Annotated in this window: 10 protein-coding genes; 8 read left to right on the top strand and 2 right to left on the bottom strand. The window is 67.9% G+C overall.

Going from position 1 to position 8,432, the window contains the following annotated elements:
• The coding region (locus Q319_RS28840; RefSeq protein ID WP_245619389.1) for a DUF6444 domain-containing protein at positions 1-254 on the bottom strand (254 nt) is incomplete at its 3' end.
• A 244-nt stretch (positions 255-498) separates the two neighbouring features.
• On the opposite strand from Q319_RS28840, the gene Q319_RS0121410 reads away from it, so the two are divergent.
• The 3 genes from Q319_RS0121410 (at position 499) to Q319_RS0121400 (ending at position 3,747) form a co-directional block, all read left to right on the top strand.
• Positions 499-2,355 (top strand): glycoside hydrolase family 10-like protein, encoded by a 1,857-nt coding sequence (locus tag Q319_RS0121410; protein ID WP_081846223.1) that lies wholly within the window; start codon positions 499-501, stop codon positions 2,353-2,355.
• Positions 2,356-2,389: 34 nt separating this feature from the next.
• Positions 2,390-2,893 (top strand): flavin reductase family protein, encoded by a 504-nt coding sequence (locus tag Q319_RS0121405; RefSeq protein ID WP_029484451.1) that lies wholly within the window; start codon positions 2,390-2,392, stop codon positions 2,891-2,893.
• Between the two features lie 116 nt (positions 2,894-3,009).
• On the top strand, positions 3,010-3,747 hold the full coding sequence (locus Q319_RS0121400; protein WP_029484450.1) for a metallophosphoesterase family protein: 738 nt from the start codon (positions 3,010-3,012) through the stop codon (positions 3,745-3,747).
• Between the two features lie 120 nt (positions 3,748-3,867).
• Here the strand turns inward: Q319_RS0121400 and Q319_RS0121395 are convergent, their stop codons facing one another.
• Positions 3,868-4,290 (bottom strand): hypothetical protein, encoded by a 423-nt coding sequence (locus Q319_RS0121395; RefSeq protein ID WP_029484449.1) that lies wholly within the window; start codon positions 4,288-4,290, stop codon positions 3,868-3,870.
• Between the two features lie 226 nt (positions 4,291-4,516).
• Between Q319_RS0121395 and Q319_RS0121390 the strand changes: the two genes are divergently transcribed.
• From Q319_RS0121390 to Q319_RS0121370, 5 genes are all read left to right on the top strand, one after another.
• On the top strand, positions 4,517-5,092 hold the full coding sequence (locus Q319_RS0121390; RefSeq protein WP_051655654.1) for a DUF2721 domain-containing protein: 576 nt from the start codon (positions 4,517-4,519) through the stop codon (positions 5,090-5,092).
• Between the two features lie 86 nt (positions 5,093-5,178).
• Positions 5,179-5,739, top strand: a complete 561-nt coding sequence (locus Q319_RS0121385) for a precorrin-2 dehydrogenase/sirohydrochlorin ferrochelatase family protein (RefSeq protein WP_029484447.1) — start codon at positions 5,179-5,181, stop codon at positions 5,737-5,739.
• Positions 5,736-6,839 (top strand): glutamyl-tRNA reductase, encoded by a 1,104-nt coding sequence (gene hemA, locus Q319_RS0121380; protein WP_029484446.1) that lies wholly within the window; start codon positions 5,736-5,738, stop codon positions 6,837-6,839. Before Q319_RS0121385 ends, hemA begins: the two co-directional genes overlap by 4 nt.
• 187 nt (positions 6,840-7,026) lie before the next feature.
• Entirely contained in the window at positions 7,027-7,899 is an 873-nt protein-coding gene (ygfZ, locus tag Q319_RS0121375; protein WP_029484445.1) for a CAF17-like 4Fe-4S cluster assembly/insertion protein YgfZ, read from the top strand.
• Positions 7,900-7,904: 5 nt separating this feature from the next.
• Complete coding sequence (locus Q319_RS0121370) at positions 7,905-8,342, top strand: hypothetical protein (RefSeq protein ID WP_029484444.1); 438 nt, start codon at positions 7,905-7,907, stop codon at positions 8,340-8,342.
• Positions 8,343-8,432: the final 90 nt, after the last annotated feature.

Here is an 8,432-nt window from a genome sequence, read left to right as displayed (position 1 = left end):
GGCTGCCCACAGCCGCACTGCCCAGTGACCGGGAGCGTCCTGATTTCATCAGGATGCTCACTCATTTTGAGCGTCTTGCCGGGATGGCCACGTTGCCCGCCAGAAGAGCGGTTGCTCTTCTGGCGCTCACTCTTGGGGACCCACGGTTTGTCCTGGCTGGGCGGTTGGCTAGAAGTTCGGCTTGTGGCGGCAAGGCGAGCTTCCAGGGTCAGCAATCGCAGTTCAAGCTCGTCAAGGCGAGCTTGAAGGATCAGGCAATTGGGGCAAAGAGCGTTCTTGATGCGCCTACTCTATCTGATTCCACTCCGCAAGTCCCCCTGCTGAGTAGTTACCTTTATTCATGTGAAACCTCCTGGGGATGGGTGGTGCGCCAGCGAGATTAACATATTTCCGGTGCTGGACCAAAGCCCTGATGACGAGTTTCCTCCCGTGTGGGGCGGGTCCGGGACCGTCTTCATGTCCCCCCTGCCCACCTGCGCTAGCCTGCGGGGCGACATCATGACGCCTTCATTTTCCCGCCGCGCGGCGCTGCTGACCCTCACGCTCATCCTGGGAACGGGTCTGGGTGGTCCGGGCGGCGCGCAGGACAGTGACCTTCCCGCTGTGTCTGCTGTGCCGTCCACCACGCCCCCGTCAGACCCCGTGCCAGCAAATCCGGTGCCAGCCAACCCTGTGCCAGAGCTGCCGCCGACGCCCATCCCAGCCCCACCCGCCGAACCGGTGCAGCCCGCTCCAGAGCCGCCTGTCCCGGTTCTGCCCGCTCCCGTCGTGCCCGCGCCAGTCTTGCCAGGGCCGACGCTGCCCGCGCCGGAAGTTCCTGTGACGCCTGCTGTGGAACTGCCCACGCCTGCACCAGTCCGCCCCGCACCTGCGCCGCTCAGGCCGCCCGTCGGCAGCGGCGTGCGGGGGCTGTGGATCGACGCCTTCGGACCAGGGCTGAAGACGCGGGCGCAGGTGACGCAGATGGTGGACGACGCCGCGCGCATGGGCGTCAATACCCTGTTCGTGCAGGCCATTCGCCGTGCCGACTGCCTGTGTCTCAAGGCCAGCGTGCCCAGGGCCACGGACCCCGATCTGGAAAAGGGTCTGGACCCGCTGGGCCTCTCCGTGCGGCTGGCCCACGCACGCGGGATGCGGGTGATCGCCTGGGTGAGCGTGACAGGCATTGCCAACGTGGCAGTGCCCAACACCAACCCGGCGCATATCTCGCGCACACATGGGCCAAATTCCGGCGCGGCGTCGTGGATGGCCCGCCGCCCGGACGGAAGCTGGCAGGAAGGCAACGACGGCTGGCTGGACCTGGGCATTCCCGAGGCCGCCGAATACGCCATTCAGGGTGTCGTCAGCCTGGTCAGGAATTACGGCATCGACGGCGTGCAACTGGACCGTATCCGCTACCCGGACGGTGACGTGTGGGGCTACGATCCCAAGGTGCTGGCCCGCTACCGCGCTGAGACGGGCCGCACCGGCACCCCCGTCGTGAGTGACCTGACCTGGCAGGACTGGAAACGGCAGCAGGTGACCAACGTGGTGCGGCGCATCACGCTGGAGGTCAAATCGCTGCGCCCGGACGCGTGGATCACGGCGGCCACCATCACCTACGGTCAGCCGCCCGCCCCCGGCGATCTGGCGGGCTTCCGGCGCACCCGCACCTACGGCGACGTGCTTCAGGACTGGCCTGCCTGGATGCAGAGCGGCTTGATCGACCTGAACGTCCTGATGAACTACAAGCGCGACGCGGTGGGCGAGCAGGGCGTGTGGTTTGACGGCTGGAACGCCTTTGCGCGCGGTGTTCAGCCCCGTGCCGACGGCCTCAGCGCGGGTGTGGCCGCTGGAACGGCCATGTACCTGAACGGCGCGCCCGTGACCGCCGATCAGGCGGGGCGCAGCGTGGGCGCGGGCCTGGGCTGGGTGGGCTACTCGTACCGCACACCCACGCTGGACGTCTACGGCGCAAAGGAAACCACAGCGCAGGGCCTGAACACCATTCAGAAGCTGCTCACCGCCCCCGGCGCAGTCCTGGCTTCACCCGCTCCCTGGAAGGAAAAACCGCCCACCTCGCGCGGGCTGATGGGCCGCATCACGGGCACGTCCGTTCCCGGCTTCCGGGTCGTGGAGGCGCTGCAAAACGGTCAGGTGATGGCCTACTCCATGACCGACGGCAGCGGCTATTACGGCTTCGCGGCGCTGCCCCCCGGCAAAACGGAGGTGCGGGTCAGCGGTCAGCGCTGGGTGGACACCGTGCCCGAACGCGGCGTGATCCGCCTGCCGGACTTGACGGTGCGTGACCTGAAGCCTGTGACGGCTGCGCCCCTGCCCGTGACCCCCACGATCCTTTCGCCCTCCAAACCCTGAGCATCCCCCGCTCATGGGCGGGTAAACTCGGCGCATGACTTCCACCGATTTGGCTTCCGGCGCGCGGGCGGGCGTGACCCCTCTGGAATTCCGCGAGACGCTGGGACGCTTCGCCAGCGGCGTGACCGTGATCACCGCCACCGACGGCGAGACCCGCCGGGGCATGACCGCCAGCGCCTTCGTGTCGGTCAGCCTGACGCCGCCGCTGATTCTGGTCAGCGTGGACCACCGGGCGCACATGTACGCCCTGCTGTCTCAGGAAAGCGTGACCCACTTCGGCGTCAACGTCCTGAGCAGCACGCAAAAACACCTGAGTGACCACTTCGCCGGACGCCCCGGCCCGGAGGAAGCCGTGCCGTGGTTCGCCCACGAGGGTCTGCCGCTGATCGGCGGAAGCGTGGCGCAACTGGTCTGCCGCAAACATCAGGTGATTGAGGCCGGGGACCACACCCTGTATCTGGGTTACGTGGAATACAGCCGCTATACCGATGACGATCCGCTGCTGTACTTCCGGGGGCAGTACCACGAACTGGGGTAGCGGAGAGCTGGAGCCGTAGAAAGGAAGCGCGCGCTCACGCCGTTTTCCGTGCCACCTAAAGACCTCCTTACCGTCTGTGCGAAAGCCGTCAGCCGCAGTGGTCTAGACTTCCGGGCATGAAACGCCTCGCCATCCTCGCGGACCTGCACGCCAATCTGGCGGCCACGCTCGCGGTGCATCAGGACGCGGCGCGGCGCGGCATTACCGAATTCTGGGTGCTGGGTGACGTGGTGGGCAAAGGCCCGCGCCCCCGTGAAGTGCTGGACTGGACGCAGGCGTATGCCAGCCGCGTGATCCAGGGCAACTGGGACGCCCGCGTCGCCGGGGCCAGTCACCGCCCCCAGGACCTTTGGCCGCGCAGCAAGCTGACCCCGGATCAACTCACGTACCTGGAAACCCTGCCCTACGGCATCGAGGAACAGTTCGGCGGCGCGTGGTGGCGGTTTGTCCACGCCAGCAGCCGGGGCCTGTTTCACCGCCTGTACCCGCACAGCAGCCTGTCGGACCAGATCGAGGCGTTTGCGCCCAATCCGCAATTCGGACTGGTGCAATACGCCGACGCGCTGGTCTACGCCGATATGCACGAGGCCCTGCTGCTGGACGTGGAGGGCCGCCCGCTGATCAACTGCGGCAGCGTGGGCAACCCGCTGGACAGCACCCTGCCGTGCTACCTGATTCTGGAGTTCGACGAGACCGGCCCCGGCTACAGCGCCACCTACGTCCGCCTGACCTACAACCGCGACGAGGAGATCAGCGCCGCCGAGACCAGCGGGATGCCCTTTACCCGCGAGTACGTCACGGAGCTGCTGACCGGGGCCTTTCAGAAACGCCGGGCGCGGACGGGGGAAGTTTAGGAGTTCGAAAATCTGTGGCTGCGCGGGTGAGAGCAGAGAACACGCACCGCCCATCGTCCGGCATCAGAAAAACCCCCCGCCTGTGAGGGAGAGGGGTTGGGGGCCGTACTCTTTGCGCGCTCAGTCGCTGCTGGCCGCGCCGATCACCGGGATGCTCAGGGCGGCCACCACCTGACCGCCGGACATTACGTTGATGGTGGCAAGCTGATTGATGCTGGCCCCCGTATCCGCGCGGCTGACCGTGACATGCAGCAGGGCCATGTCGCCGGTCTGGGTCACGCCGTCCAGCGTGATGGTGGTTCCGGCGGCCAGCGTTCCGGCGTCCAGGCTCAGGTCGCCGGGGACGCTGCCGCCCAGATCGGTCAGCGGAACGGCCAGCGACATCCACGAGCTTTCGGTGTACAGCGCCGGGTAGCTCAGGTCGCCGCTGCTGTCGCTGGCGGTGACCCGCACCGCCGTGGGGGCGGCAAGAGCGGTGGTCAGGACAGCGGGGACAAGAATCAGGCTCAGGCTGAATGCGGCGGACAGGATGCTCTTTTTCATGGTGGTTCTCCTCGTGGGTTGCGGGTGTGGCCCGGTGGCCTTCTGCTTCCCGCTTCTGAGATCAGTGTCCGCCCGAGCTGTGCAGGCAAAGTTCAGGATCAGCGCAGATTTTGCGAATGCGCTGGAATGGTAGAAATGCCCTCAGGTACGGGTGCGGACCTCTGCCTGGGCCGCAGTGTGCAGAATTGGCGAAGTCGGGCCGCGCCACACGCGCTAGCCTGCCCACATGGCCGACACCAGCCTGAGCGTCCTGAGCGCCATGATCACGCCCGCCGTCCTGATCAGTGGGGCGGGCACGCTGATCCTGAGTACCAGTACGCGGGTGGGGCGGGCCACGGACCGGGTGAGGCACCTGACCGCGCGTTTTCGCCTGCTTGTGTCGGCGGAGGGCCAGCAGGAACCCCGCGCCCGCCAGGAAAAACGGATGATCGTGCGGCAGTTGCCGCGTCTGGCCCGGCGAACGCGGCTGCTGGTGCGGGCCATGACGGCGCTGTATCTGGCCGTGGCCCTGCTGGTGCTGACCAGTATCCTGATCGGCGGCTCTGCGTTGCTGGGGGCGGCGCTGCTGGGAGGGCTGTCGGACGTGCTGCCCGTGCTGCTGGCGGTGGCAGGCTCGGCCTCGCTGGCCTACGCGGCGCTGCTGCTCAGCTTCGAGACCCGGCTGAGCGCACAGACCACGCGCGAGGAAATGGATTTTCTGGTGGGTCTGGGCGAGCATTATTCGGCCCTGTACGACGATGCCCATCCCGAGGATGGGGACCCTGCGGTGCTGGCTTCGCAGGCATCGGGGAAGCAGGCTTGAGATGGGCTGGAATTGCGTCCTGGCCGCCCTTCTGACCGTTCGGTCTGGGACGCCTGACCCGCCGTTGTGGCGCTAAACTGCGCCCTGTGAGTCTGTTGCCCGTCTTCCTGAATCTGAGCAATGAGCGCGCCGTGGTCATCGGCGGCGGCGCGGTGGCCCTGCGCCGCACCCGCATACTGCTGGACGCTGGACTGAACGTGACCGTGATCGCGCCGGAAATTCGTGCGGAGTTGCTGGACCTGCCCGCCGTCTCAGAGCAACGTGGCTACCGCGCGGGCGATCTGGCTGGCGCGCGTGTGGTGGTGGCGGCGACGGACTGCCCCGAGATCAACGACGCCGTGGTGACCGAGGCCCGCCAGATCGGCGCACTGGTCAACCACGCTGGAGAGGCGGATGGGGGCAACCTGCGTTTCGCGGCCACGGCCCAGCGCGCGGGGGTGCAGGTGGCCGTGAACACCGGGCGCGAGTTGCCGATGCTGGCGCAGGCGCTGACCCGCCGGATTGCCGCCCTGCTGCCGCATGAAGCCCAGATCGACGGCTGGACGGCGGCGCGCGAACAGGCCCTGCTGCTGGATGGACCGGGCCGCGAGATCGCCATGCAGGGCCTGAGAACCGAGATTCAGGCCGCGCTGGGAGGTCCGGCATGACGCTGGCCTGCCCCACCGCGCGGCGTTTCGTGGCCCGCTCGCCGCTGCCCGCCCCCGGTCCGCTGGACTTTGTGGTGGTGGGCCTGAATCACCACACCGCGCCTGTGGAGGTCCGTGAACGCGCTGCCGTGCGTGCTGGCGAGGAAGACGCGCTGCTCTCGCACCTGTCCCGCCACGCCCGCGAGGTCATGCTGCTGGCCACCTGCAACCGTACCGAGGTCTACCTTGCCGGACTGACGGGCGATCCGCTGGCCGCATTTCAGGGGGCCTGGGGCCATGATCTGGAAGACCACCTCTACAGCTACTCCGGCGAGGAAGCCGTGACCCACCTGTACCGCGTTGCTGCCGGCCTGGACAGTCTGATCATCGGCGAAACCCAGATTCAGGGACAGGTCAAACGTGCCTGGCAGGCCGCCAGCGCGCGGGGCCTGAGCGGGGCGCTGCTGAACAAGATTGCCCAGGGCGCGCTGGCCGCCGGGAAGCGGGTCCGCACCGAGACTGGCCTCAGCGACAGCGTGGTCAGCGTGTCCAGCGCCGCCGTGGAGCTGGCGGAACTGGCGCTGGGCGGGCTTGCGGGCCGCACCGCCCTGATCATCGGCGCGGGCGAGACCGCCGAGCTGACCCTGATCCACCTGCGCGCCGCTGGCATTGAGGACGTGATCGTGGTCAACCGCACCGCCGAACGCGCCCGCCAGCTTGCCGCCAAACTGGGGGGCCGGGTCTGCGCCGCCGAATACCTGCACGAAGCGCTGCCGGAGGCCGATGTGGTGATCGCTTCCAGCGCCGCGCCGCATTACGTGCTGAACGGGGAGGCCGTGGCCGCCGCCCTGGCCGCACGGGGGGACCGCCCCATGTTCCTGATCGACATCAGCGTGCCGCGCATCCTGGACCCGAACATCGCCGACGTCCCGGGCGCGCATCTGCTCAATCTGGATGACCTGACCGCCGTGGTCCACCACAACCTTCAGGGCCGACGCGCCGCCTTGCCGCAGGCCGGGGCCATCATCCGCGAGGCCGCCTCGGACCTGAGCCGCTGGTATCTGACGCGCGCAGCACAGCTTCACCGGGCGGGGCGCGTGCTGGCCGTGGCGAGCGACTGATACGTGCTTGAGATGAATTAAAGACAAATCTGGGTGAACCGGGAACAGCAACTGCCATCTGACGGCGATGTAAATCTCTATTGGCCTTCATCTGGCACAGGCTGGCACCCGAGCGGGGCGGTCTGGGCGGGACGGTCACACGTCTTTCCCCCAATCCTTCCTTCCCGGTTCACGTACCCTGAACCCCATGTGGACTCTTCTTCCTTCGGCTGGCCTGCGCGTGACGGGCGCGGACCGCGTGGACTTCGTGCAGGGGCAGATGACTGGCAATCTGCGCGGCGCAGCGACTCCCGGCATGGTGGCCTGCGCCTTTCTGAACGTGCGCGGCCAGACCGAGCAGTTCGCGCGGGCCTACAAGCGCGCCGACGACGTGTATCTGCATCTGGACGCCGGACAGGCCGCGCCGCTGCTGGCCCGCCTGAAGCGCTACATCATCTTCGATCAGGTGGAGGTCCAGGACGTGTCGGAGACCCTGGGTACGGTGCATGTCTGGGAGGCCGACGGGGTGCCGGGCTGGACTGTGGACGGCCCCGATGCACAAAGTTTCGAGCTGGGCGGCGGTGTGGTCCTGGCCGGGCGCGTGAACCGCACCGGGACGCCAGGGGTGGACCTGCATTACCTCACCCGGCATGAGGCAGAGGTGCTGGCTGCCCTGGGCGGCGAGGAAGCCCCGCTGGATACGCTGGACAGCGCCCGCATCCGCGCCGGGATTCCCGACATTGCCCGCGACGGTTTTCTGGGCGTGCTGCCGCAGGAAGTTGGGCTGGATGTGGGCGGCCCACTGCCCGCCATCAGCTACCGCAAGGGCTGCTACGTGGGCCAGGAGATCATGGCCCGGCTGGAGGCGCGCGGGCAGACCCGCTATCACCTGGGCCAACTGGCCGGGGAAGGCTGGGCCGTGGGCGCGGACGTGACCCACGCCGGGAAAGTGGTGGGGCAGGCGGGTCTGAACGCTGGTGGCCTGGGTCTGGCCCGTCTCCGCAAGGACCTGCCCGAAAGTGCGGAGGTGGAGGTGGGCGGCACCCCGGCCCGCGTGCAATCCCTGACCGCCCAGACCTGAACCGTATGCTGGCCGCTTTTGTGCGTGACATGCGCTCTGACCGCGCCGGACTGATCCGCGCTGCCCGCCGCGCTTACCTGCTGGGGCTGGCGGCGCTGGCCCTGCCCGGCGTCGTGCTGGGCGTGGCGTTGCTGCTGACCCGTCCGGTTGCGGTTCCCTTCGCTGCCGTGCTGGCGCTGCTGACGCTGGCGCTGGCACTGGCGCTGCTGGCCCTGCGGCTGGCCCGCACCGCCGCCAACAACGCCGAGTTACCTGCCCGGCAGGCCGCCCTGACGGGTGCGATTCAGGCGGCCACTGCGCCGGGCGTGCCGCTGCTGCTGGCCTGCGCCACACTGTCCCAGTGGCAGGCGGCGGCGCTGTTTCTGGTGCTGGGGGCAGCCGTGCACGCTGTCGTCTGGGTGCGCTTGCCCGGCTGGGTGCGTGAGCTGGGCGCGGAGGGCTAAGTTCGACTTTGTCCATTTTTTCAGGCGGCGCTGAGAGAAATCTCAGCGCCGCCTGAAACCATTTGGAGATGTTCAAAGTCCCAAAATGGT

The organism is Deinococcus marmoris DSM 12784 (genome assembly GCF_000701405.1).
GTDB lineage: Bacteria > Deinococcota > Deinococci > Deinococcales > Deinococcaceae > Deinococcus > Deinococcus marmoris.
The sequence above is the reverse complement of the archived record's forward strand: the minus strand, read 5'-3'. Positions and strand labels throughout refer to the sequence as shown.